This window comes from Bdellovibrio sp. HCB185ZH, assembly GCF_047302455.1.
Taxonomy (GTDB): domain Bacteria; phylum Bdellovibrionota; class Bdellovibrionia; order Bdellovibrionales; family Bdellovibrionaceae; genus Bdellovibrio.
In genome coordinates, this window is record NZ_CP178624.1 from 3,532,614 (window position 1) to 3,555,771 (window position 23,158).

General features: G+C 46.4%; 19 protein-coding genes. 10 read left to right on the top strand and 9 right to left on the bottom strand.

The genetic code is table 11. From position 1 onward, the window contains the following. Positions 1 to 165: 165 nt before the first annotated feature. From ACLSU7_RS17205 to ACLSU7_RS17215, 3 genes are all read right to left on the bottom strand, one after another. The gene (locus tag ACLSU7_RS17205) at positions 166 to 786 is read right to left on the bottom strand and encodes a hypothetical protein (RefSeq protein WP_413293127.1); all 621 of its coding nucleotides are present in this window, start codon (positions 784 to 786) and stop codon (positions 166 to 168) included. A 25-nt stretch (positions 787 to 811) separates the two neighbouring features. After that, a complete protein-coding gene (locus ACLSU7_RS17210; RefSeq protein WP_413293128.1) occupies positions 812 to 1,180 on the bottom strand; it encodes a hypothetical protein in 369 nt (122 codons plus the stop codon). Positions 1,181 to 1,360: 180 nt separating this feature from the next. Further along, complete coding sequence (locus tag ACLSU7_RS17215; RefSeq protein ID WP_413293129.1) at positions 1,361 to 2,113, bottom strand: SDR family oxidoreductase; 753 nt, start codon at positions 2,111 to 2,113, stop codon at positions 1,361 to 1,363. Positions 2,114 to 2,300: 187 nt separating this feature from the next. Here ACLSU7_RS17215 and ACLSU7_RS17220 point away from each other — a divergent pair, with 187 nt between their 5' ends. The 4 genes from ACLSU7_RS17220 to ACLSU7_RS17235 all read left to right on the top strand — a co-directional run bounded on the left by ACLSU7_RS17220 (position 2,301) and on the right by ACLSU7_RS17235 (position 4,665). After that, entirely contained in the window at positions 2,301 to 2,630 is a 330-nt protein-coding gene (locus ACLSU7_RS17220; protein WP_413293130.1) for a hypothetical protein, read from the top strand. 148 nt (positions 2,631 to 2,778) lie between these two features. After that, positions 2,779 to 3,528: a substrate-binding periplasmic protein gene (locus ACLSU7_RS17225; RefSeq protein WP_413293131.1), complete on the top strand. Its 750-nt coding sequence runs from the start codon at positions 2,779 to 2,781 to the stop codon at positions 3,526 to 3,528. Then, positions 3,525 to 3,680: a hypothetical protein gene (locus tag ACLSU7_RS17230; protein WP_413293132.1), complete on the top strand. Its 156-nt coding sequence runs from the start codon at positions 3,525 to 3,527 to the stop codon at positions 3,678 to 3,680. The genes ACLSU7_RS17225 and ACLSU7_RS17230 overlap by 4 nt, the downstream gene beginning before the upstream one ends. Positions 3,681 to 3,768: 88 nt before the next feature. Beyond that, positions 3,769 to 4,665, top strand: coding sequence for a LysR family transcriptional regulator (locus ACLSU7_RS17235; RefSeq protein WP_413293133.1), 897 nt, complete (start codon positions 3,769 to 3,771; stop codon positions 4,663 to 4,665). Positions 4,666 to 4,669: 4 nt separating this feature from the next. On the opposite strand, the gene ACLSU7_RS17240 is transcribed toward ACLSU7_RS17235, so the two are convergent. From ACLSU7_RS17240 to ACLSU7_RS17260, 5 genes are all read right to left on the bottom strand, one after another. Next, positions 4,670 to 5,479 (bottom strand): LamG domain-containing protein, encoded by an 810-nt coding sequence (locus tag ACLSU7_RS17240; protein WP_413293134.1) that lies wholly within the window; start codon positions 5,477 to 5,479, stop codon positions 4,670 to 4,672. Continuing rightward, a complete protein-coding gene (locus ACLSU7_RS17245) occupies positions 5,479 to 11,313 on the bottom strand; it encodes a beta strand repeat-containing protein (protein ID WP_413293135.1) in 5,835 nt (1,944 codons plus the stop codon). The genes ACLSU7_RS17240 and ACLSU7_RS17245 overlap by 1 nt, the downstream gene beginning before the upstream one ends. 159 nt (positions 11,314 to 11,472) lie before the next feature. After that, complete coding sequence (locus ACLSU7_RS17250; protein WP_413293136.1) at positions 11,473 to 11,772, bottom strand: hypothetical protein; 300 nt, start codon at positions 11,770 to 11,772, stop codon at positions 11,473 to 11,475. Positions 11,773 to 11,783: 11 nt separating this feature from the next. Further along, positions 11,784 to 12,944 (bottom strand): pentapeptide repeat-containing protein, encoded by a 1,161-nt coding sequence (locus ACLSU7_RS17255; RefSeq protein ID WP_413293137.1) that lies wholly within the window; start codon positions 12,942 to 12,944, stop codon positions 11,784 to 11,786. After that, positions 12,944 to 13,336, bottom strand: a complete 393-nt coding sequence (locus ACLSU7_RS17260) for a DUF2089 domain-containing protein (protein ID WP_413293138.1) — start codon at positions 13,334 to 13,336, stop codon at positions 12,944 to 12,946. Before ACLSU7_RS17260 ends, ACLSU7_RS17255 begins: the two co-directional genes overlap by 1 nt. A gap of 309 nt (positions 13,337 to 13,645) precedes the next feature. On the opposite strand from ACLSU7_RS17260, the gene ACLSU7_RS17265 reads away from it, so the two are divergent. Then, a complete protein-coding gene (locus ACLSU7_RS17265) occupies positions 13,646 to 17,329 on the top strand; it encodes an ABC transporter transmembrane domain-containing protein (protein ID WP_413293139.1) in 3,684 nt (1,227 codons plus the stop codon). Between the two features lie 154 nt (positions 17,330 to 17,483). Then, positions 17,484 to 18,407 (top strand): hypothetical protein, encoded by a 924-nt coding sequence (locus ACLSU7_RS17270; RefSeq protein WP_413293140.1) that lies wholly within the window; start codon positions 17,484 to 17,486, stop codon positions 18,405 to 18,407. Positions 18,408 to 18,708: 301 nt separating this feature from the next. Here the strand turns inward: ACLSU7_RS17270 and ACLSU7_RS17275 are convergent, their stop codons facing one another. Then, positions 18,709 to 19,350 (bottom strand): NAD(P)H-dependent oxidoreductase, encoded by a 642-nt coding sequence (locus ACLSU7_RS17275; protein ID WP_413293141.1) that lies wholly within the window; start codon positions 19,348 to 19,350, stop codon positions 18,709 to 18,711. A 180-nt stretch (positions 19,351 to 19,530) separates the two neighbouring features. Between ACLSU7_RS17275 and ACLSU7_RS17280 the strand changes: the two genes are divergently transcribed. The 4 genes from ACLSU7_RS17280 (at position 19,531) to ACLSU7_RS17295 (ending at position 23,128) form a co-directional block, all read left to right on the top strand. Further along, a complete protein-coding gene (locus ACLSU7_RS17280) occupies positions 19,531 to 19,938 on the top strand; it encodes an RrF2 family transcriptional regulator (RefSeq protein ID WP_142701038.1) in 408 nt (135 codons plus the stop codon). A gap of 6 nt (positions 19,939 to 19,944) precedes the next feature. Continuing rightward, complete coding sequence (locus tag ACLSU7_RS17285; protein ID WP_413293142.1) at positions 19,945 to 20,139, top strand: DUF5522 domain-containing protein; 195 nt, start codon at positions 19,945 to 19,947, stop codon at positions 20,137 to 20,139. Positions 20,140 to 20,443: 304 nt separating this feature from the next. Next, entirely contained in the window at positions 20,444 to 22,210 is a 1,767-nt protein-coding gene (locus ACLSU7_RS17290) for a microtubule-binding protein (RefSeq protein ID WP_413293143.1), read from the top strand. A 12-nt stretch (positions 22,211 to 22,222) separates the two neighbouring features. After that, positions 22,223 to 23,128 carry a hypothetical protein gene (locus tag ACLSU7_RS17295; protein ID WP_413293144.1) on the top strand — a complete coding sequence of 302 codons (906 nt, stop codon included), beginning with the start codon at positions 22,223 to 22,225 and terminating at the stop codon, positions 23,126 to 23,128. Positions 23,129 to 23,158 lie beyond the last annotated feature (30 nt).

Consider the following 23,158-nt stretch of genomic DNA (forward strand, 5'->3'; position numbering starts at 1 on the left):
CATCCGACTTCGTTGTCGGCCCGGGCCTTGCTCTTCGGCGTACTTGGAGTACGCCTGCGTGGCAGTCCCGAACCTCCGCCTCGCGTCTGAACCTTTTTGACCGCTTCTTGTATTCAGTGATTTTAAAAAAATCCCAGGTGCTTTTGCCCTGGGATTTTTTTTTGGCTATTCGACTTCGAGAGTGAAGTAGCCGAGTTCCATGGTGGATGTGTCTTCGGTCGCAGTGATCACTGCATTGGGGTTAGTGGTGATAACCGGGCTGGTTGTAACCCCTTTAACGACAGCGTAAATATTGAATACTGATTCGATGCTTACTTTTTGAGTTTCATTGGCATTTAGGACGATGGATTGGAGCGGTTGTCCGTTTTTGATTAGTGTGAATTGAACAGGATTCACCAACGAATTGTTGAGTGAAATAGTATTGAGTTGTGATTGCGGCGAATGCTCCAATCCAAAGGTGTAAGCGCCGGAATGTTCCTGGCGTAAAACTGCTCGCAAGTCAGCAGCTTGGTCCAGAGTCATAGGGCTTGTTATGTAAGTATTGCCTTCAATAATTGTCGATGCAGTTACTTGGTAAATGTCAGAGGTTGGAACGATCAGCTGTGCGTTGGGTTCGAGAGCCGGAAGACGTGCGATAACGATGTCGCCTTTGGTAACGACGTATTGGGCGATATAAGGAGTGTTGTTTCTAAGAGTCATCGCCGAAGCGAGGCTTTCAGATGGCACCGCGAGAAGTGCAGTGCCCATCAGAAGTGTTGCGGTGATTTTCGTGATTAATTTTTTCATAAAAATTCCTGGTTCCGTCTGCAGATTAAAGTTCGTCCGGATTGATAATCATCGACATTCCTGGGGCGGGAATTGTGATGGTTTTCAAAACTTGTCCATCGCGGGAAATAGTGAATGTTACGGGTGCGAACTGCGTCGTTTGTAGTTGCAACATTGATGGGTCGTATCCCTGACTCAATCGCAATTCGATTTCGTGGTATCGGTCATCGATGTTGGTGGCACTGACCATTTGGCCACCCATCGCTCTTAGCGTTTGAGAACCATATTCTTGGCCATAGATTTGAGCGCTGGCAGAGACATCGACCATTCCGGCAGCCAAAGATTGAACAGGGAGTGACAACAAAGCTGCCATGAAAGTTAAAGACGCGATCATTTTAGAAGTTAGGTTTTTCATTTCATATCCTCTCGGTGTGTTTGTTTGAAAGGATATAAAAGCAACGCATGTACCAATTTTTTTCGGGCTCAGATGTTATATATTAGAGATAAAACAAAGGCTGCCGAGAGTTCGGCAGCCTGGTTGCTGGCGATTCGGTAGCTGCCGACTATCCGGCAGGCCCTTCTGAGATACAATCCATTAGATAAAGATGCCGCCGGAGGCTTCGATTCTTTGGGCGTTGACCCAGCCCATGTCGTCTTGAACCAAGCTCGCGACAAGTTTGCCGATGTCGTCGGCTTCGCCCACGCGACCTAAAGCTGTTTGGGAAGAAAGCATGGCGTTCATTTCTTTATTATCGCGTACACGTCCTCCACCGAAATCTGTGGCTATGGGACCAGGCGCCACAACATTGGCGGTGATTTTTCGAGGCCCCAATTCTTTTGCCAAATAGCGAGTCCAAGTTTCAACAGCACCCTTCATTGCTCCATAAGCTGACGATCCCGGAACTGAAAAGCGAGCCAGGCCACTTGAGACATTGACGATGCGACCGCCATCATTCAGCAAAGGCAAAAGTTTTTGAGTTAAGAAATAGGGTCCTTTGAAGTGAATGTTAGAAAGCTGATCAAAAACTTCCTCGGTCATTTCCGTAAAAGCAACATAGGCTCCAGTCCCAGCGTTATTCACCAGATAGTCGAAGCGATCCGTAGCGAATTTAGATTTCAATAAATCTTTAATAGTGGTCGCAAATGCGGCGAAGTTTTTAGAGTTGCCCACATCCAACTGAAGAGCGGCGGCTTTGCCACCTTTCTTTTCGATTTCAGAAACGACTTTATCAGCCTCATCTTTTTGACTGTTGTATGTCAGAATGATGCCGATTCCTTTGGCTGCCATATGAAGAGCTGAGCTTTTGCCAAGTCCGCGGCTGCCACCTGTGATAATTGCGATTTTCATTTTAACTCCTTAAGATTCGATTATTTTAGATCCTTCATGATCCTTAAATATAGAGCGTCGTGCAAAACGCACAGCATATTCTGGGGGCGTAGTTCGGGGGCTAATCATAAAATTGCAAATCATCGTAGACTGCAAGTTGCCCGCGCACTTTGTGTGCAGTAAGTTTAAGAAAAAACTGTGGGGGTTTATGGTGGCGGCGTTCACGTTCGTGGCGATGATGGTTATTTCTGTTTCTGCATTTTGTTCTTATAAGAAAGCCGTGCATGGTGACGTGACGATGAAGCTGGATGAATCAACGGCTCAGGTGAATCTCCAAGATTCCCGATCCGCAGTTAAATTGGGTCAGCGCCTGACTGTGTTCCGTGAAGAGTGCAGAGGTGGCAGATTTTCAGTATGCACAAAAGACCGCGTCGGTTTTGCTCAAGTTTCTAAAATTCACGATAAAAAGTATGCAGAAGTGACAATGGACAAAAATGTTTATTTTGATGCTGGCTATGTCGTTGAAAGCGAAAAATAAACCACCTGTTATTTAATATCATTGCTTTCACTCGGGAGACGGTCCAGATCAGATTGTTTTTCCAACATCGTCGATTGCTCGTCAGGGGAGCGTCCTTTAATCTGATGCCACATCAAGATTTATCAATGAGGTGGGATTGCTTTCTTGGATGATGATATCCAATTTAATATTTGGATCTTACGTGGCTTCGGCAGCGGGGCCCGCCAAAGAAGTTCAATTGATGACTTTTGAACTTCCGCCTTTTGCCAAAGAAAGTCTGCCCGACGGTGGTGCTGCCGTCGCTGCTTTCAAAGATCTCTTTCGTAAAGAAGGATACAATCTTAAAGTCTCTTTTGCTCCCGTCATTCGTACTAAAAAGCAGGCGGCGGAGCGTCCCGAAGTGGATGGCTATTTTCCTGCCGTGTCTGAAAATATACAGAAGAATTTTATTTTATCCCGAACAGTGCATGTCAGTACTTGGGGGATGGCCGAAAGAGCAGATCGTCCGGTCGTTTGGAGAAATGTTTCCGATCTAAAGAAATACCGCATCGGCAATGTGGTGGGTTATGATTTAGCTGCCGTTTTGTGGCCATTACAAAAAGCAAAAGCCCTGGACATCGAAGAGGCTGCAAGCGATGAGCTGAATCTTTTAAAGCTCGCAAAGGGACGGTTGGATTTAGTATTTATTGATAGTGCCGTGTTTAATAGACTGATGCAGACGAATGATCAACTGCGAGGAAATAAAAAGAAGCTGCAGTTTAATGCCAAACCTTTACAGGTCTATCAGTACGGAGTGGCCTTTAAGAATTCACCCAATGGCAAAGAGGCATTGAGGGTTTTTAATGCATCCTTTACCGAGGCTGGATACAATAGTGCCGTGGAAACATATCTTCATAAGAACAAAGGACTTCTGCCATGATGACTTTTTTAGTCATCAGCTCCATCGTGAGTGTTTCATTTGGTATTGGAGTCCGCTGGTATGATAAGAAATTAACACCTCTGCAGATCGTTTATTCCGCCTGCTTTGCTTATCCCTTCTGCGCCTTTTACCTATGGCTGGATAACTTATAGTTTACTCTAAATAATCTTTGGATTCATAAATTCGAATGATATCCTTTTAGTATCTATATTTGAGATATTAAAAAAAGGACGTTCTTCGGTGGAACTGAATTATCTTCGCGCATTCTTTGAGGTGGCCAAATCTGGAAAGTTTTCCGAAGCAGCAGCACGACTTAATATCAGTCAAAGTGCCTTGAGCCGTTCGGTCTCTTTATTGGAAGAGCAAGAAGGTGTGGTTTTATTCGATCGCTCTAAAAGCGGCGTGGAACTTACAGCCAAAGGCCACCAGGTATTTCACCTGTGCGAAGAACTTTTCCGTACCGAGAAGGCCATTGAGAACCTGTGCCGTGAGGTGCAGGAAAAGTGCGAAGGTCCTTTGCGTTTTGCAGCCACGGACAATGTGATCAACGATTATCTGGTGGAGCCCCTGCACACGTTTCGTCGAAAATATCCAAAGGTTATTCCCAGCATCACTTCAGGTCCGCCGGATGATATTATAAATTCATTGATTCATTCTGAAAATGAATTTGCCCTTTTATTTGCCAAGGTGGCGATTCCAAACATCGAGTATCGTCGTTTAACTTCTGAATTCATGACCTTGGTTTGCAAACCGCAGCTATGGAAAGAATGTAAATCGTCGAATAACGATAAGACTTTGCGCAAAGTTTTGGATAACTACGGTTACATCTGTTCTATTGGGGCACTGCTGGAAACTCGTCCTAAACGAGTCATCATGGAACTTTTTGGCGAGGCTCCCCAAATTGGACTAGAGACCAACAGCCAAGAAGCACAAAAACGTTTCTGCCTGACAGGTGAGGGATTAGCCTATTTGACCCGCTCGATGGTGGAAAAAGAAATCTCCAATGGGGAGCTTTTTGAAGTTCCGGTGGAGCATCCCCATGAGTTTAATCTTTGGCTCGCACAAAAAAAGGGGCGACAGTTAAGTTTAGCTGCGCGAACTTTCATTGAGCATTTTACGGACGAAGTTCAGGGATAGTGAATTACTGAATCCCATTTTTCTGACGGTTGTAAATCGTGGAAATTTCAGGAGCCGTCAGAATCGCGTTGAAGATCGCAAACTCATCAATCATCGCACCTGATGGCACTCGTGTGTCGCACATCGGGCCGCCAAAGTTTAAGGGAGCAGTCGGACTGCAGACTCCTCCGCCCATGATAATTGAAATGGTTTTGTCCAAAACTCCGTCCACATAAATCAAAGCTTGGCTTGATGAAATTGTGATTGCAACGTGGCGCCAGGTTCCATCAAATACATTCGCAATTGTGGGATCCGCCTGGTTAAGATTTCCACTGGTGTTAATAGAGAACTCCATTGTTTTTGTGTTGCTATGCTGTTGAATATACCAGCCATAGTCCGTGCATGCGCTGGGATTGTAGTTCCCAGCGAGTGCCGCCCAGCTCGTGGCCGTGGTGGCATTCCATTTTACCCACATCATGATAGTAACGCTGGTGCAGACATTCGCTGGAGAAGTTCGGGGGATCGTCAGATTGGCGGTTCCATTAAATGTCAGGCCCTGTTCCAGTTTCCCAGCCGCATAGGACATGCCTGCTGCGGTGGTCGTCGCGTTTGAAGTTCCAAATAGATCCGGTACAACATCGGCAGAAGCAAGTGCTCCTAATTTCCCGTCAAAACGATAGTAGGCTTTCAGGTTGCTCCACTGAGGCGTCCAGGAAATATCAAGTTGGTTGGTTGCAGCGTGAGCCCCCATGAGAGCACCGGTGGTGCCAAAAGTATTGGCCCAAAGAAATGGTTGGTAACCCAGAAGTGAAATAAAAAGTGCGAGTGCTCTCATTATTGATATCCACTTGCCCAGGTGATCCAGCAATCGTAAGTAGAGCCGTTATAAACCGTAATAATATTGTACATGGAGCTGGTTCCCGCAACCGTCGCGGTATTAGCAGGTTTATACTTGCTGGTATTACAACCAGTGAAAGTATAAGTACGTGATGTTGTATCACTGACGAGCAAAGTATAATTCCCACCATGAACCATATTGGAAAGTGTAATGGCAGAGCCACCCACGGCAGTCAGTGTCGTAGTATTCGATGTCGCAAGATTGACAGTAGCGCCAGCAACTGAGGTCGGAGTACTGACGATCGCACCTGTGACTTCAAGTTTAGCGTTGGCACTTGGTGTAGCCGTGTTAATGCCAACTCGTCCTGCAAAATAGTTACGATCACTCGCACCACTTTGATAGATACCATAACTGTTGGTCGAACCACCCATTGAATCTAGATATACACCGTAACCATTCGTCAAAGTAGTTGTACCACCAATGCTAGTACTGACATAGAGTCCGCGGAACGTATCCACTGTGCCGGAGGTTGAGGTGGTAAGATGTGAATAAACGCCATTCACTGAAGTCATATTGCCTGAAGCAAATTTGCTGATGAGGGCTTCGACGCCATTGGCGTTTCCAATAATTCCAGTTCCACCTTGTTCAACGAGCCCTGCGAGGCCGGTTAAAGTCGCACCATTCAATCTCGTGTTGGAATTGTAATTCGCTACAGTTCCCTGACTTCCATAGTAAGTTGCACTGGAGGCCGCGGTGGGTTCTGCCGTTGCATAAAAGAAGTTCGTATAAAGTTGACCAGAATTTCCTGTCAGCGCAGTGCTGATATGAAGTTTTGCGGCAGGGGAAACTGTTCCGATACCCACGGAACCCGTCGCGCTGATAAATAGCTGCGTGGTATTGTTTGTCTCTAAAGAAAGTGAATTGGCATCGTTCGTCCCAAGTGTTGCAGCCGTACCGAAGGAGTTCCCTCCATTTACGTAGACACCTGTTGCACCCGTCATCGGAAGGTCAGCCGACGCGATCGTTCTAAAAGTAGGATTGCCAGCAGAACCATTCGGTGCAGCTAGAAAAGTATTTTGAGTTTGTGAGCCAAAATTGGAACCACTGACAGTGACAGCCTGACAGGCCCAGCCGGAAACTGTCCAGGTGGCAACGTGACCTGCAGTACTGCAACCGAAGTCAAAAAATTTACCGGTGGAATCTTTCAGAACCATGTTCGTGGTGGCGGCATTCACTCCCGTAAAATTCATATTTGTTCCTAAGATAGTTCCTGAAGCGATTTTTCCTGTCGTAACTGCAGCAGAGGCGATTGTTGGATTCGGATATGTTCCTGTTAAATCCCCGCCAGCCGTAGCTCCTGATTGTAGAGCTCCCGTGATACGAGAGTCATTCCCTGCGGCAAAGGTCGTTGCAGTTGTTCCTTGAAGGCTTGCAATCGTCACGTCTGTTGGCGCCGCTGCAGATCCCGTGATATTACCTTTTAAAGTATTCGCGGCCATGTTCGCCATTTTTGCATTGGTCACAGCACTATTAGCGATGGTCGCGGCTGCAGATCCCGGACCGGATGCTGTTACATCACCCGTCAGGGCAGTTACGTAATTCCCGGCGGCTTGTTTCGCAGCGAAAGCATCGTAATCCGTTTTACTTAAAAGACCTGCCGTCACGCTCGCAGCCGAAGCCATCGGAATATTTAATGTATGCGCAGAACCCGAGGAAGACCAAGCCGGGGCCGTGCCCGTAGTTCCTGGAGTTGCGAAAGTTTGCGTCGTCGTCGCTAAACCATTCAAAGATACAACCGCGGCACCAACAGCGCCGACAACTTTGATTCCTGATCCATCCCAGTACTTAACGGCGTTAGAAGTTGTATTGAACCAAGTCTTACCTTTATCCGAAGCACCCCAACCTGTCGTCAAAGTGGCTTCTGTCGCATCGGTGTAATTGCCCAGGCCCAATGAGCCCGTCATGACATCGCCCGCTTTATTCACCGGAGTGTAAGTCAATGCCGTCGTGATATCACCAGCCGCCAAGTTCGCACCTGTCGTCACGCGACCTTTGGCATCCACGGTGACTTTCGTATAAGTGCCAGCTGTTGCAACCGTTGCAAGAGTGAGCGCGCCCGCATTTGAAAGAGTGGCATCACCAGACATCGTAGCTGCCGTCGCTGTGCCAGCAACTCCCACCCAAATTTTACCGTCCGCAAGGGAAGGTAAAAGTGCTGTTGGAGCCTGGCAAGCAAAGCCCGAAGCCGTCCATGTGGGGATATGTCCTGCGGTCGAACAAATGAAGTTCATGAATTTGCCAGAGTTGTCTTTTAATACGATACCCGTGGTGGAGGCGTTGGCTCCCGTGAAATCCATATCGGCGCCAACGATGGTGCCGTCAGCAATCTTAGAGCTCGTAACTGCATCAGCAGCAATTGTTGCAGCAGCAGAACCTGGGCCCGATGCTGTCACATCACCCGTTAAAGCAGTCACATAGTTGCCAGCCGCTTGTTTTGCTGTGAAAGCGTCGTAATCCGTTTTACTTAAAAGACCAGCAGTAACACCTGCGACCGAAGCCATAGGAATATTCAAAGTGTGAGCGTTCGATGCAGATGACCAAGCAGGTGCGGTACCTGATGTACCAGGTGGTGCGAAAGTTTGTGTGGAACCCGATTGGCCATTCAATGACGTCAAACCTGCACCAGAAACTCCCAATGCTTGTGCTGCTGATCCGTCCCAATACTTCATTTGATTAGTTGAAGAATTGAACCAAGTTTTACCTTTATCAGAAGCACCCCAACCTGTGATCAAAGTCGCCTCTGTCGCATTTGTGAAATTGCCAAGTCCCAAAGAACCCGTCATCACATCACCAGCTTTATTCACAGGAGTGTAAGTTAAAGCTGTTGTGATATCTGAAGCTGACAGATTCGCACCGGTCGTGACACGACCTTTAACGTCCACTGTCACTTTGGTATAAGTACCAGCCGTCGCTACCGTTGCAAGAGTTAAAGCACCCGCATTGGAAAGTGTCGCATCGCCACTCATCGTAACAGCAGTAGCTGCATTGGCGTTATCACCCACCCACATTTTACCATCAGCAAGTGAAGGCATCAGGGGAGTAGGGGCAGCACAAGACCAACCCGTTACTGACCAAGTCGCAACGTGGCCAGCGGTTGAACAGCCGAAGTTTGCAAACTTCCCAGTTGAATCTTTAATGACAAGATTGGCGGTTCCCGCATTCACGCCTGTAAAATCCATATCCGCGCCAACAACCGTACCGTCCGCGATCTTAGAGCTCGTTACTGCATTGGCTGCGATAGTTGCAGCTGCCGAGCCTGGGCCCGAAGCTGTCACATCACCAGTTAATGCTGTCACATAGTTACCTGCTGCTTGTTTTGCAGCGAAAGCATCGTAATCAGTTTTGTTTAAAAGACCCGCAGTAACGCCTGCAGCAGAAGCCATTGGAATATTTAAAGTGTGAGTATTAGAAGCTGAAGACCAAGCCGGAGCCGTACCAGAAGTTCCGGGAGTTGCGAATGTCTGCGCAGAACCTGACTCACCATTCAAAGAAGTCAATCCCGCACCAGAAACACCTAAAGCTTGAGCAGCAGAGCCATCCCAGTATTTCACTTGATTCGTCGAAGTGTTGAACCAAGTTTTACCTTTGTCGGAAGCACCCCAGCCAGTAATTAACGTTGCTTCGGTAGCATTCGTGAAATTGCCAAGACCCAAAGACCCCGTCATCACATCACCAGCTTTGTTCACTGGAGTGTAAGTCAAAGCGGTTGTGATATCCCCAGCTGCTAAGTTAGCACCTGTTGTGACACGACCTTTAGCATCGACAGTCACTTTAGTGTAAGTACCAGCAGTGGCAACAGTCGCAAGAGTCAATGCACCTGCATTCGAAAGAGTCGCATCACCCGACATTGTGACTGCTGTCGCCGTTCCAGTAACACCAACCCACATTTTGCCATCTGCAAGAGTAGGGAGAACGGGAGAAGGTGTCTGACATGAAAAGCCAGAGGCTGTCCAAGTCGGAATCTCACCGGCAGTAGAACAAACGAAACTTAAAAACTTACCTGTGGAATCTTTAAGAACCATTCCTGTTGTCGCACTATTGGCACCAGTGAAATCCATATTAGTGCCAAGAATAGTTGCTGAAGCAATTTTTGCAGAAGTAACCGCGCCCGAGGCAATCGTCGGATTCGGATAAGTCCCAGTCAGATCACCACCTGCGGTGGCACCTGATTGAAGTGCTCCTGTAATACGAGAGTCATTACCTGCGGCGAATGTCGTAGCAGTGGTCCCTTGAAGGCTTGCGATAGTGATATCAGTTGGTGCAGCTGCGGACCCCGTGTTGTTACCTTTTAAGGTATTAGCAGCCATGTTGGCCATTTTCGCATTGGTAACAGTGCTATTTGCAATTGTTGCTGCAGCAGAACCCGGCCCGGTTGCCGTTACATCTCCAGTTAGTGCTGTGATGGCAGCACCAGTGGAACCCACTGCCACAGCGGCAGTACCATTCCAATATTTCAATTCATTCGATGTCGAGTTGAACCAGATTTTACCTTTATCAGCCGCCACCAAACTTGGATCTGAAGAATTATTTGAGACATGCAAACTCTTATTCGCAGACATCGTCATAAAGCCGATATTTGTGATGTTGTTGCTAGCCATGTCGATCGCGCCAGCCATCGTACCACCAGCCAGTGGTAATTTCGTCGCATCCGTCGTCGAAGGAGCTTGGCAACCCCAACCCACTGCCGTCCACGCTGCAACGTGACCCACAGTCGAGCAGGCAAACTCTGCAAATTTTCCGGTGGAATCTTTAATCATAATGCTTGAGGTGGCAACATTCGTTCCTGTGAAATCCAGATCAGCAGCATTGATAGTGCCATCTAAAATTTTGGCACTCGTCACTGCGTTACCTGCGATACTAGGGGATGGATAGTTACCTGTTAAATCTCCGCCTGCAGCTCCGGTTGGTGCAATACCTGTGATAGCAGTGTTGGTAACACCGGTAACTCTTCCTTGCGCATCGACCGTCAATACAGGGACTTGAGTTGCAGAACCATAAGTGCTCGCAGTGACCCCTGTGTTCGTTAATGCCACAGTCACATTCCCAGAGGTTCCTCCACCCGTAAGTCCGCTGCCCGCAGTGACACCAGTGATAGTTCCGGCCCCTGCGCTAGCAAGAGTCGAACAAGCAAACTTGGATTGACCCGCATCCCATGTGAGAAAATTCCCCGCCGTGCCGCAGGCAGGAGGAACGTCGGCTTTTAACAAGAAATCGGCGGCAGTATGAGTACCTAATTTATAAGAAGTGAATGAATAGCCTGCATAAGGCACGGCTCTGATTTTATTATCAGGTGTCACTGCATTCCAGCCAGAACCGTCATAAAAGGCCACTCGTAAAAGGCGTCCGTCAGCAGGAGCTGCAACATAAGGAGCCGCCATGGAAGGGGAACAACTATAAGTGTTGCCTGCACTTGGGCTGCAAGTTCCGCATTGATAACTTCCAGAATTATTAAAGATGTCTATGACTGTCAGCGCAGGACTCGAAATATATTGAACGCTGCCAGTTCCAATCGGTACATCAAATATACCATTGGAGTTCGTCATATCGACGCCGTTGAATTGTTCTTGATAGATCACACACTGACCGTCGGGAGAAGTAATCTTGAAAAGGAAGCTTGCGTGAGCATATTCAAACGGTTGACCGCTCGCCGTTAGAATTCGACCTTGATAGGTCAGGGACGTTGCGCTTGCCCATGCTTCAAACGAAGTCGCGAGCATTAAGCACAGCATTCCAGAAAGTAGCATAGTGTTTTTAAAGTTGAACGATCCCATGCTTAAGGTATCGACTGTACCCTTAGCGTACTTGATGCATCAAATGCGATACCAGCTTGCGATTTCGTTCCGAATTTTAGAGCAATAAAAGAACACGGCGCTTTCGTCTGATATTAAGTCGGGAGCGTTAAGAAGCAGAAAGGAACCAGAGGTTCCTTTCTAAGTGCGGTGATAGTATTTCTCCGTCCAATATCCTCGTTTGCAATACTTGGCATATTTACCGAAGTGATGATGGCCGCCTTGCCATCCATAATGTTGGCGAAAATGACGGCCTCCATGACGTGGACTGATCACGATGTTTAAAATCGCGAGCAAAGCAAACACACCTGCGACATGCCAATAGGGAACAGCCAGATATTGCGATGGAAGTTGAGGAGCATAAATGGGCGCAAGATAATTCCATATAATGTAAAACGGAATGGCCCAGAAAAGTGCGCTAAAAAGTCTGAATATTTTCATTGTTAAAGTCCTTAATTTTTAATGACGGGCTTAAATGCCTGGATAAAGGCTTCGTTTCCGTCGATTTCTACATCTGATAAATCAATCTTCTGAATCTTTGCACCTTTGAGGGTGACGTTACGAATAGTAACGTCGCTCAAATTGCAATCCGTGAATTTGACTTGATCAAAATTGCACTGATTGAACTGCACATCGTGCATGCCTTTTTTGCTCAGTGACCAAGTATCATCATTGATGAAAATCACTTCATTCAAAATCGAAGTTTTGAAACTGACGTCATCCATCGAACCCGCTTTGATCAGACAGTTTTGCAGATTGGAATCTACAAAGTGCATGTCCTTTAAAGAAGCTCCTTCGATAGCCATCTTTTCAAGTTTAGATCCATCGAGGCTGATGTCTTGCATGTTCACGCCCGTCATACTGGTACCGGTGATTGAAGAGCCGCCAGCTAGTTGGATGTCCCGCAACACAACCCCATTGAATTCACTATCGACGATGCGACTTTCACTGTTTAAGCTGATGTCGCTGACTTTGCAGCCGTGGAAATGAACATCGATCATTTCGCTGTTAGCGATTTCGATATCGGCGAAAGAGCTGCCAGCAAGTCCCATTTTTGAAACCTGGGCATCACTTAACTCGACATCTTCCACTTTGCTCGCATCAATGCGGTTTTCATTCATTTTAGATCTTTGCAAAAGCACGTCTTTAAAAGAAGAAACGGTGATGGAGTTTCCTTTGAATTCTGAATTCGGACCCGAAGGAGCTTCAAACTTGGACATGGTGATGGAATTGCCATCATCATTTTCCTCGCCAAAGCTACCGAAGGCTTCGTTCATTTTGCGATGGATTTTATCATGAATAAAAGAGGCGAAGTGAGGACCCGCACCGCGGAAATCGCGTGGACCGTCGGCCCACGGGCCGCGACGACGACCGTCGCGATCACGGTGATGATGAGGTCCACCCCGGCCGCCGCGAAAGCGACCACGCAGATCTTCTTCATCTCTTTGTTCGCGACGAGTTTCTTCCTGGCGAGAATCCTCTCTTGAAGAAGGCTCAGTGGAGCCCTCCGCTTGAGCTTTCTTCATCAACTCATCAATAAGGGCCGTCGCCTGATCATCGGTGAGCGCGCCACTTTTAGTCATTTCTAGAATTCGTTTAATTTGATCTTTCATTATTTGGAGCCTTTCTTGATCAAACTCATGGCTTGATCGAAGTTGATCTCACCCTTTTCCAGGCGAGTAAGAACTTCCTCGGTCGAGAAAGTTTTCGGTGGTTCTTCCGCCGCGCGCTGCTCAAGCTCACCAGTCAGTTTGTTTTTCAACTGCGTAAGGCGAGTGCGAATCGTCGGATAGCTCAGACCCAAAGCTGGTTCCATATCGCGAATTCTTCCTTCGCATTGAATAAAGATGCGCAAGAAGTGAAGGTCTTCTGCTGGCAGAGTCGCGAACTCGTTAAGCTGAAAAGGTCCTTCGACACGGATATTGCAGTGACCGCAAGACAGGACCGTAGGGCTCAAAAGGCCTTGGCAAGCGGGGCATTGAAGATTTGAATCGATTTTGCTCATATTCAATTTTATACGCCCTATTGTTTAAAATATCAATTATGATTTTAAAATATTAAAAACTGGAGGCAAAGCTCAAACAAAACGGTCACTTAGCAAATTCCTGAAATCTGGAGCTAGACAACCTAAACAGGTTTCGCTAGGCTAAGTGCATCTCACAAAAGAGAGGAGGTTCCCATGTTCTTATTTGATCAAAGTTCATCGCGAGACCTTCTCCAGTCCCAGTTCTAGCAGTCGCAACCAAACCCAGTTCGATTATTAGCATTTAAAAATCAGATTTTAGTTCCCCCAGGAACAGTTACGGATTCGTTCATGAATTTTTTTAGACGTTTATTATTCAGTCAGGCTTCACCCTTGGTGAAGCTGGCAAAAACCAAATACCTTGAAGAAAGCGATCTGCTTCCTTTGCCAGGCCATTTGCATCCTAAAAATGCCGAGGTCTATGCCAGGGAAATTAAATGGAGCTCACCACGTTCGCTGCTCTTTTCTTCAGTGGTTGCACTTCGTAAGTTCACATACCCAGGTTATGCTTGGTATTTCGTGTCTTCACTCTTTGCTTTATTTTCGCCCGTCCTGGTGAATCGCTTTATCGGATTGGTGTCAGCAGGACTGACACAAGAAACGTTAGTGCCCGCGATGATGTATGGCGTGCTTTTGGGCTTCTGCGGATTTATCTCGGGCCTGGCAATGCAGCACTATTTCTTTAATTCTTTGCAAGCTCATCAAGTAATGATGAACATGATGAATGAAAGACTTTTCTTGCACAGCTTGAACTTAAGTCAAAGTGCGCGCCAAAAGAATCAAGTCGGGGACATCGTCAATTACATGAGTTCTGACAGCGAAAACGTCGCAGACTTTAACTCGGTGTTGGGTGATTGGTTCTCGAATGTGATGCTGATCATCGGTGTCGTGACGATGCTGTTCTATTATATAGGATGGTCGGCGTTTGCAGCCTTAGCCGTGTTACTGACTTTGGCGCCTTTGACAAACTATGTGGCGAAAAAGTTCACGCACTTGGATGAAGAGATGATGCTTCACCGCGATCGTCGCGTGACTTTGATGACTCAGGCTATGAATGCGATTCGTGTCGTCAAATTCTTTGCCTGGGAAAAAAGTGTAGCAAAAGAAGTAACCGAAGTTCGCGAGAAAGAGCTTTTGGCTCGTCGTCGTATGGCCAAGGCCGAGGTCGTTTCCAGTGTGGGTTACTTGGGAGTTTCCTCTGTTGTGCTATTCGTAGCCTTGGCAGTTCACGCTTGGCGTGGGGAGCCTTTAAGCGCAGCTTTAATCTTTACGTGTATTTCTTTGTTTGGACTCTTGGAAGGACCGTTTGGCGATATTTCAAGAATGATCTCTCGCACGACGAATGCCTTTGTCGGATCACGTCGTCTGTTGGCTTATTTTCAGTCTTCGCAAGTGGTGCTAGATCAGAACGAGCGTTCGGATGCAAATCAAACCGTGGGTTTGAATCTTGAGCATCTGGATGTGCGCCATGAAAACGCTGACGTGAATGTTTTATCTGATGTTTCAGTGCAGATTCCTGCGGGCTCTTCATTGGCTGTGGTCGGAGCTGTGGGGACGGGGAAAAGCACGCTATTGCTCAGCATCTTAGGTGAGTTGACTCCGGCGCAAGGTCGAATCCAGGTGGTTCCTGAATCTCCAGGGCGACCGCGTATGGCCTATGTTCCGCAGGAGGCGTACATCGTAAATGGCTCTTTGCTGGAGAATTTGAAATTCGGTGAGGAAGCCAGTGATCTGGATATCGAAAAGTCTTTGTACCTAAGCTGCCTGCAAAGGGATCTTCAAGAATGGTCCAGCGGTTTGCAAACCGAGATTGGCGAGAAAGGTGTGAATCTTTCTGGTGGTCAAAAGCAACGTCTGGCTTTAGCGAGAGCTTATTTGCGTAAACCGCAAGTGGTGCTTTTGGACGATCCTTTATCCGCGGTCGATGGAGCAACGGAAGATTTATTGTGTGAGCGTCTGTTGTTTGGTGAATGGCAGAATACGACTCGCGTGGTGGCCACTCATCGCTTGGAGCATTTGAAAAAGTTTGATCAGATTTTATTTGTTCAAGACGGAAAAGTCGCAGCGAAGGGAACTTACGAGCAATTGCTAAAAACTTCTGAAGCCTTCAGAAATTTCTATCAAGAACATGCTAAGTCTCAAGGCGACGGCCATGAACATGAAAAAGCCGCTCACGAGGCAGCAGTTGCAAGCACGGTAGTTAAAACCGATGCCACTCGTGTCACCGAAGACGAGGATCGCGAAGTCGGCGCCGTTAAAAGCACTGTGTACTGGGATTACATCAGCTCCTTGGGGGGCGATAATAAAAAGCGCAAACCTTGGATCTTGGCAGTCCTGGCGATGGGCACAATTGCCGCGACTTTATTTCCACTGTTGCAAAAATCTTGGCTCTCCTACTTCACGGATCATCAATCATCGATGACGCCTCTGTTTGCGATTGGGATTTACGGTTTGTTGGGGATCGCAGTTTTAGTCGGAAGCTTGCTGAATCACTTGTTCTGGTTAGATCGTGGGATCAAGGCCGGAAAAGACATGCACAATAAAATGCTCGCCAGCGTTTTGCGTGCGCCGATTCGCTTTTTCGATTCTACTCCCGTAGGTCGTATTCTGCAGCGTTTTTCCCGTGACGTTGAGTCCGTGGATATTTATCTGCAGTGGAGTTTCGATGCGGCTATTCACTGTGCGATGCAAGTGGTGATCTCGATTTTACTGATAGTGACTTTGATGCCGGCTATGATCATTGTGATTGTTCCGGTGATGATGATCTATTATGTGGCTCAACGTGATTACCGCCGACCCGCCCGTGAAGCGAAACGTATGGATAGCATCGCGCGCTCGCCGCGCTTTGCCCACTTTAAAGAAAGTCTGCAAGGCTTGGTGGTGATTCGAAGCTTTAATAAAACAAATTGGTTTGCGGAAAACTTTTATCACAAGCTTGCGCACAGCAATCGCATGTTCTATTCGCACTATGTGATCAATCGTTGGTTCTCTTCCAGAATTCCGATGATTGGGGGCTTGATTTCGATGGCAACAGCGATTGGTGTCAGTATTTCAGCCTATTACCGGGTGATTGATGCTGGAACAGCGGGCTTAGTGACATTGTATTCCTTGTCGTTCTGGGGATATCTGAATTGGGGAGTAAGAACCTTCTCTGATATCGAATCCCGTATGACTTCGATTGAGCGGTTGAAATTTTTCTCGAACCTTCCCGCGGAAGTTTCAGTGATGCGAGCGCCAGAAGAACCTGTGCGTGAAACATGGCCGGAAAAAGGTGCCATCAAAGTCGAAGGTTTGAAAGCTCGTTATGCGGCTCACTTGCCACTGGTTTTAAAAGGCATCAGCTTTGAAGTAAACCCGGGCAGTCGCGTGGGAATTATTGGGCGCACGGGTTCAGGGAAAAGCACATTCTTCCAATCCCTGTTCCGCTTTATCGAAGCAGAAGAAGGTTCAATTAAAATTGATGGCATTGATATCGCAACCGTGGAGCTGGAAAAATTGCGTCGCAGTCTTGCGATCATCCCGCAGGATCCGACTTTGTTCATGGGTACGATTCGTAGCAATCTGGATCGCTATGAAGAATACACTGACGAGGAAGTGATCCGCGCTCTTCAGCATGCTTCGATGTGGGATTTCGTGCAAACGATGCCTTTAAAATTGCAGGCCATCGTCAGTGAGGGCGGTGCGAACTTAAGCCAGGGACAGAGACAGCTTTTGTGTCTGGCGCGAGCGCTTTTGACGGAAGCAAAAGTCATTGTGATGGACGAGGCAACAGCCAGTGTTGACGTGCAAACGGATGCCTTGGTGCAAAAGGTGATTCGTACGTCCTTTAAGGGGGTGACGATGTTGATCATCGCCCATCGCCTGGGCACAGTTGCCGACTGCGATCAGATCGTTGAAATTGCCGCTGGCGAAGTGAAGTCGGTGCGCAAGCCTTCGGAGTTGAGCCAAGAAGAAATCGAAGAAAGCATTGTCTAATAAAGAGGCTCCCGAGAGGGGGCCTTTTTTATGGAGTCGCCCAGGTTGGTTTCCCAGCGGCGTCACCTGTTTACCATATGTACACTTAAGGACCCGTCTAATGAGCCCTGGTCGTTTTTAGGGTGGTGGACTTCTTGCTTCTTAGGGTCCCGATATGAAAAGTTCGATCACACTCTCCAAAATTCTTTTGGCCTCTTTGGCATTCCTGACGGTCAGTCAGGCCCATGCCGTTAAGTACATGTGCACCCATGTTTTTGAAACAAAGTATGACAGTGATGCGAACTTAGCTCCACAGTCCGAGGCCTATGCCAAATTTATCGCTCAACATGTGAACTCCAAAAAGGTTTTGGATGCCATGGCCAGCTATCAAAAGTTGATGGGCTTTGAAACAATTGATCAAAAATCTCAATCCTTGGATCAAGTTAAAGTTCGTTTTGCGAAGCTGAGTCCCGAGCAAAAGCGCGAGATGATGCAGTTGGTTTTTGATAACTATAATGACGTAAAGCTCTTGAAATACTCCAAAGACGGCCCGGTGAAATTCTTTAAGCGTCATTTGGATGTGATGGTTTCTGAATATTCCAATGTGCGTACATGGTTTAAATACATGATGGTTGAGCGTCAGGCCCCACTTGAAAAGACCTTTGACCTTTATTTCAAACATATCTCTGAGCTGACAGATTCACCAATTGCGATTGAAGGTGCGGACGTGTTGCTAACAGCTATGCGTTTACAGGAAAAATTCCTGGTGCAAGGAAAAGGGCAGGCGCCGATCGTTCTTTATGGCAGTTTCGTGAATGGCAAAGCCTATGAAAAAACCAGCGATCTTGATTTCGCAGTGATGGACGCAAAACTTGAAACGGCGATCCGTGAAACCGATACGCTAAAACTTTTGGAAGAGTTCCGCTTTTCCGATGCGCAAGCTCACGTGATTAAACCCAAAGATGCATTGGGTTTAGGCTACTTGAATCCCGTTGTTGTGATCGTAAAAGAAAAATACATCGAAGTTCGTGTGTATGGCAGCGGCCCTGAAAAAGCTCATCAAAAAGGCCAAATCCCTTTCGACGTTTATTACTTCTAATTATTCTTGAAACTTCAAAACAGACAAAGCCCCACAAGGTGTCCGACTCCCTGTGGAGCTTTGCATGTCTTAGGCTTGCTCCCCACGGTTAATAGAGTTCACGCCCAAAATTTTAAAAATTTCAATTAAACGGTCAAAAAGGTCCAAACGCGAGGCGGAGGCGCTTCCCGCAGCGGAGGCGTACTTATCAGTACGTCGGAGCGAGGAAAGCACCGACAACGAAGTGGGTGGATCTTTTTCACCGTTTAATAAAAGAAAAAGCCTTGTACCGGAGGAAGGGTACAAGGCTTTCAGGACAGGTCTACTTCACGTATTCAATCAGTGCTTCGTCAGCAAAGCGGACCTTTTTAAGATTTTGAAACGAATCTTCAGAGTGACGGTATCCCAATGTTACGGTGGCTACGGATTTCCATCCGGTGCCTTCGAGTTTAAGGATGCGGTCATAATCTGAAGCACTGAAGCCTTCCATCGGAGTGGCATCAATTTTCAGAAGGGCTGCAGTTTCCAGTAAAAAACCCATGGCGATATAGGCTTGGCGCTGAGACCAAACTCTGATTTTTTCCTCCGGGGCTTTCACCAGATTATTAATCATCATTTCTTTATACCCTTGCAGAGATTCAAGGCTTGCACCGCGAACTTCAGCAATGCGCTCGATGTACTTTTGTACAAAGGCCTCATCCATTACGTCTTTATATAAGAAGACGATTTGGTGGCTCGCATCTGTGATCTGCGTTTGGCCCCATGAAACAGGTTTTAACTCTTCACGGACCTTAGGGTTTTCGATCACCAGGAACTTCCAAGGTTGGACTCCATAAGAAGAAGGGGCGAGTTTTAAAGATTCCAACAAAGTATTGAAGTCCTTATCAGAGATCTTTTTAGACGGGTCGAACTTTTTAACCGCGTAACGCCATTCTAGAGCTTCTTGGATTTGATTGTTTGCCATTTCTCGGACTCCTTTTAAATGTAACCGATACAAGCACAATATGAACCTATTCAAATTTAAATGCAACAGTAAAACGCACATTTAAAATGACTATTCCTCAAATGGTTGAAAATAGGGGTGTTTTGGAGGCTAAAAATGCTTCTCGTTGTTTAATTATGCGTCATAGGCTATAATGGTCCCATGCTTGATCAAAGATTTTCTGTATCAGTTCATATCATGACGGTTCTTAGCTACCACCAGGGTGAGCTGATGACCTCTGAAGTATTGGCATCAAGTATTCGTACAAATCCCACAGTCATTCGTCGTTTGCTCGCGAAACTTGTTGAAGCAGGTTTAGTGGAAAGCTTTAAAGGCAAAGCGGGTGGAGTGCGTTTGAATCAACAACGCAAAGACATCACTCTTAAAGATATCTATATGGCTGTGTCTGGAAAACCATTGTTGAACACTCCTGATAAAGAGCCACTGAAGCAATGTGCAGTTTCCTGCGCGATGAAAAAAATCATGTGTGATGTAACCGCAGGTCTCGAGAATCACTCGATGGCATATTTAAGCAAAATCAAACTCGCTGAACTGACTCAAAAAGTTTAATTCCCTGTGAGTGAATCAAAAGAAAAACAAGAAATAGAAAGACTCCATGAACAGGCATGTTCAGAGGGAAAACTGTTTTATATAGATCCAAAAACCGGCTATCAAGTTTTCACCGAGCTGAATCACTTAAAGCGTGGTCATTGCTGCAACTCCGGATGCAGACACTGTCCTTACCGAGAGAAAAAGACACATAATAAATAGTTGGACGTGATACACATCAGTGTCTTTGCAAAATACAAATTCGCTCCAGAAACTTTCACCTATGAGAAAATGTTCAAGGAAACGCGCATAAACTGTTGAAACATCTGAACTGTTTGCAGTCTCACTTCTCCTAGACTAACGTGAATAAACATTAAACAAAAATTCGAACATTCGTGTCCTAGACTCAGTTGGTGGAATACAAATTGACGTTTTTAGCTCAATAAAGGTCGGGATTTCTATAAATGATACACCCACTCGGATTTAGTCCCTGCTAAGCTTTTAGCTGCAGTGGGGTGTGTTTGTTATGTCGTTCAATTATGAAAAACACAAGGGTGGCCATTCTGAGGATAGCTTCTGGACATCGTATTCAGACTTATTCTTGGGACTTAGTACGATCTTTCTACTTCTATATGTCGTAGCAAGTTTAAGAACCGGAACAGACGCTCTTAGAGGACAAATCGAAAATCAAAAGCTTACGATGCAAGTCGAAGAGCTTCAGCATCAACTCAATATGTATGAGTCGGTGAAGAACGACTATTTGGCAAACCAAGCGCCGAAGGACGAAGCGCAGGAATATCAAGAGTTGATGGACAAGCTGACGCTTCTTCAAGAGGACGCCAAGTCTGAAAAAGACAAATTGGTGCAGCAAGCGTTGGAAAATGATAAAAAAGCCAAAGCACTTAATAAGTATCAGCAGATGGTTCGTAACGTGATGAATGCCAATAAAATGGCAAAAGCGAAAATCATCAACCGTGATGACTTGATCAAAGATCAAGACGTTACAATCGACGATCAAGAAAATCAAATCACGGATTTGAACAAAGACATCGCACAAAAGAAACAGTTGATCGCTCAGGGTGAGCAGCAAATCGCTGCCACTGAAGATAAACTACAAAAACGTGTCGCTGAACTAAAGTGGGCTTACAAAGCCAACAAGATGAACAAAGCAAAGTTTGAAAAGCAAATGGCGCAAGCAAAAGCCGATGCGAATTCCCACATCGCTCGCTTAAGCAATGCGAATGCTCAATACAATGCTCAGTTGCAAGAAGCCAACGCACAGTTGGGTCAGACACAAAGCGATCTTAATAAAACCAAAGGTTTGTTGGCTCAAAAAGAGGGCGAAGCCCGTGGTCTTCAAGGTCAGTTGGGTGAAGTTAAAGGACAACTTGGAGCTGTTAACAGTGAATTGATGAATACCAAGGGTGCACTGGCACAAACAAGTGGACAACTTGAAGCCACCAAAGGCGAATTGGGTCAAACCAAAGGTCAATTGGGTCACTTGAAAGGTAAGCTTGGCGAACTTGAAGGAGAACTTGGTTCTACAAAAGGTCAACTGGGGCAAACTAAAGGACAATTGGCAGCTGCACAAGGTGAGTTGGGTCAAGCAAAAGGTCAGTTGGGACAACTTCAAGGGCAAGTCGGGAACCTTAGAGGTGAACTTGGTAACTTGAAAGGCAAGCTTGGCGAAACAGAAGGTCAACTTGCGGCTGCTCGCGCAGAAATCGAAGCACGTAAAGCCGTGGCAAACGAAATCAGTAAAGGCTTCGCCAAGGCGGGTATCAAAGCTGAAATCGATGGTCAGACGGGTGACGTGGTCTTGGATTTCGGTCAGCAATATTTCGATAATGACTCGGACAGATTGAAACGTGAAATGAAGGGCGTCATTGAAAAAGCCATGCCGATTTACTCTCGTTCACTGTTTGGTAATCCAAAAATCTCAGACAAAGTTTCTGCGGTTGAAATCGTGGGTTTCGCGTCTCCAACTTACCAAGGTCGTTTCATCGATCCTAAGAGTAATAAGCCGGGGGACAAAGAAGCGTTGAAGTATAACATGGACCTTTCATACCGTCGTGCGAAGTCGATCTTCAATTACATGTTGGATGAAGACAACGTACGCTTTGAACATCAAAAACAATTGATGGGATTGATGAAGGTCTCAGGACGAAGCTTCCTGGAAGTCATGAAGGTTCAGAACCGTGGCGTTGCTACGGCGGCTGAATTCTGTAAGCAAAATGACTGTAAAAAAGCTCAGCGGGTTATCATCCGCTTCTCAATGGATCAAAAGAAATAAAAGGGGTGGGACGTGAATAAGGCTGCTATAGCTCAATATTTTATCCTGGGGCTGCCGTATGCGATGGCTGCGGTATTCGTACTGGGATTGTTTTTCCGTTCGGTGATTTACTTTACAGTACGCCGTCACGAATGGTTTGCCATTGAATTTGAAAAACGCGTGAATCGTTATATGCACGCAGAAGTTCCGGGCAAAGTGAAGGATGTTTCTTTCTATGTGCTTTCAAAACGCATGTTGGAAAGAACTTATTATGAAATCTTTGAAGTACGTGATCGTATGAAACGTCGTAAGCCGGATTCAGTGATGGCTACCAGCGATCGCATTTTCTTGATCCGCCAGGGTTGTGCTTGGTTGGTAAAAGATATTTTGAAGCAATTGAAGTTCTTGAAATGGACTGAAGAGACGCCAAAGTTGATTAACATCACTAAAGCGACTTTCCAGCACAACCCATGCTTCAACCGTATTTTTGGTATCTTACCAATGTCCAGTACGAATGACGTCATCAGTCTGCTGCCGGGACTTTTCGTAATCGGTGGTATCCTCGGGACTTTCATCGGGATCGCCGGCGGTCTTCAGGAACTTGGGACCATGAATATGCAGGACCTTGAGGGAACTAAAAACATCATGGATCGCTTCCTGCACGAAATTTCATTTGCGATGGGGACTTCTATCGCGGGTATTGTGTTCTCGTTGGCTTCCCATATTACGAATACGGTCTTTAATCCAGACCGCTCGTATGTTTCGATGGTAGATCGCTTCGAAAGTGCCCTTGATCAATTGTGGTATCGTGCCGATAACAATAATTATCCGGATCACGAAAAACCATTTGATGAACACCGAGATGCTGTTGAGGCTTTGGCCGAAGATGCTCTAAACAACGAGATCAACAAAGCACCATCAGTCGCTCGGGGGGCATAGTCCTAAAAACAGGGGACTCTGCCAGGAGCT

Excerpts from the sequence above, each read along its gene's own strand:
- ACLSU7_RS17265 (WP_413293139.1), top strand. The coding sequence starts at position 13,646 with ATGAATTTTTTTAGACGTTTATTATTCAGTCAGGCTTCACCCTTGGTG.
- ACLSU7_RS17250 (WP_413293136.1), bottom strand. The coding sequence starts at position 11,772 with ATGAAAATATTCAGACTTTTTAGCGCACTTTTCTGGGCCATTCCGTTT.
- ACLSU7_RS17275 (WP_413293141.1), bottom strand. The coding sequence starts at position 19,350 with ATGGCAAACAATCAAATCCAAGAAGCTCTAGAATGGCGTTACGCGGTT.
- ACLSU7_RS17210 (WP_413293128.1), bottom strand. The coding sequence starts at position 1,180 with ATGAAAAACCTAACTTCTAAAATGATCGCGTCTTTAACTTTCATGGCA.
- ACLSU7_RS17215 (WP_413293129.1), bottom strand. The coding sequence starts at position 2,113 with ATGAAAATCGCAATTATCACAGGTGGCAGCCGCGGACTTGGCAAAAGC.
- ACLSU7_RS17240 (WP_413293134.1), bottom strand. The coding sequence starts at position 5,479 with ATGAGAGCACTCGCACTTTTTATTTCACTTCTGGGTTACCAACCATTT.
- ACLSU7_RS17280 (WP_142701038.1), top strand. The coding sequence starts at position 19,531 with ATGCTTGATCAAAGATTTTCTGTATCAGTTCATATCATGACGGTTCTT.
- ACLSU7_RS17255 (WP_413293137.1), bottom strand. The coding sequence starts at position 12,944 with ATGAAAGATCAAATTAAACGAATTCTAGAAATGACTAAAAGTGGCGCG.
- ACLSU7_RS17245 (WP_413293135.1), bottom strand. The coding sequence starts at position 11,313 with ATGGGATCGTTCAACTTTAAAAACACTATGCTACTTTCTGGAATGCTG.
- ACLSU7_RS17205 (WP_413293127.1), bottom strand. The coding sequence starts at position 786 with ATGAAAAAATTAATCACGAAAATCACCGCAACACTTCTGATGGGCACT.
- ACLSU7_RS17260 (WP_413293138.1), bottom strand. The coding sequence starts at position 13,336 with ATGAGCAAAATCGATTCAAATCTTCAATGCCCCGCTTGCCAAGGCCTT.
- ACLSU7_RS17290 (WP_413293143.1), top strand. The coding sequence starts at position 20,444 with ATGTCGTTCAATTATGAAAAACACAAGGGTGGCCATTCTGAGGATAGC.
- ACLSU7_RS17225 (WP_413293131.1), top strand. The coding sequence starts at position 2,779 with ATGATGATATCCAATTTAATATTTGGATCTTACGTGGCTTCGGCAGCG.
- ACLSU7_RS17230 (WP_413293132.1), top strand. The coding sequence starts at position 3,525 with ATGATGACTTTTTTAGTCATCAGCTCCATCGTGAGTGTTTCATTTGGT.
- ACLSU7_RS17220 (WP_413293130.1), top strand. The coding sequence starts at position 2,301 with ATGGTGGCGGCGTTCACGTTCGTGGCGATGATGGTTATTTCTGTTTCT.
- ACLSU7_RS17270 (WP_413293140.1), top strand. The coding sequence starts at position 17,484 with ATGAAAAGTTCGATCACACTCTCCAAAATTCTTTTGGCCTCTTTGGCA.